Origin of the sequence: Herbiconiux daphne, from assembly GCF_024979295.1 — a bacterium.
Taxonomy (GTDB): domain Bacteria; phylum Actinomycetota; class Actinomycetes; order Actinomycetales; family Microbacteriaceae; genus Herbiconiux; species Herbiconiux daphnes.
The window spans coordinates 1-672 of record NZ_JANLCJ010000440.1; the positions used below are offsets into that span (position 1 = coordinate 1).

Annotated in this window: 2 protein-coding genes; one reads left to right on the plus strand and one right to left on the minus strand. The window is 45.8% G+C overall.

The genetic code is table 11. The features are described 5' to 3' along the window. Positions 1-129: transposase (locus N1032_RS25725; protein ID WP_407933089.1), on the minus strand; the 129-nt coding region annotated here is incomplete at its 3' end. 22 nt (positions 130-151) lie between these two features. Between N1032_RS25725 and N1032_RS25730 the strand changes: the two genes are divergently transcribed. Continuing rightward, positions 152-672 (plus strand): RNA-guided endonuclease InsQ/TnpB family protein (locus N1032_RS25730; RefSeq protein WP_259543453.1); only part of this gene is annotated, 521 nt, incomplete at its 3' end.

The window sequence follows — 672 nt, forward strand, 5'->3', positions numbered from 1 at the left end:
GTAGCTGTGTAGTTTTTCGATGGCATCCCGATCAAATATATTTCGTCGATATTTTGCGACGAATACCAAGTGAACGTGCATCAGGAAAACACAATGTCTTCCCCTACGAATATTAGTTTCTTTTGTCATAGACCAAAGTATAATGGTAGTCATGAAACGACTTCAAGCCTTTAAATTCCAGTTAAGACCAAACGGTCAGCAGGAGCGCAATATGCGGTGCTTCGCTGGGGCTTGTCGTTTCGTTTTCAATCGAGCGCTGGCACTCCAGAATGAGAACTATGAAGCAGGGAACAAATATATTCCCTACACAAAAATGGCTTCATGGCTCATTGAGTGGAAATCCGAGCCGGAGACACAATGGCTGAAAGAAGCACCATCACAACCGCTTCAGCAGTCACTCAAAGACCTTGAGCGAGCTTACAAAAATTTCTTTCAGAAACGCACGGCTTTTCCCCGCTTCAAAAAACGAGGGCAAAATGATGCATTCCGCTATCCGCAGGGCGTTAAGCTCGATCAGACTAATAGCCGCATATCCTTGCCAAAGTTGGGATGGATACGTTACCGAAACAGCCGTGAAGTCATTGGCGAAGTGAAAAACGTCACTGTCAGCCAGTCATGCGGGAAATGGTACGTCAGTATCCAGACCGAACACGAAGTGTCTGATCCGGTTCA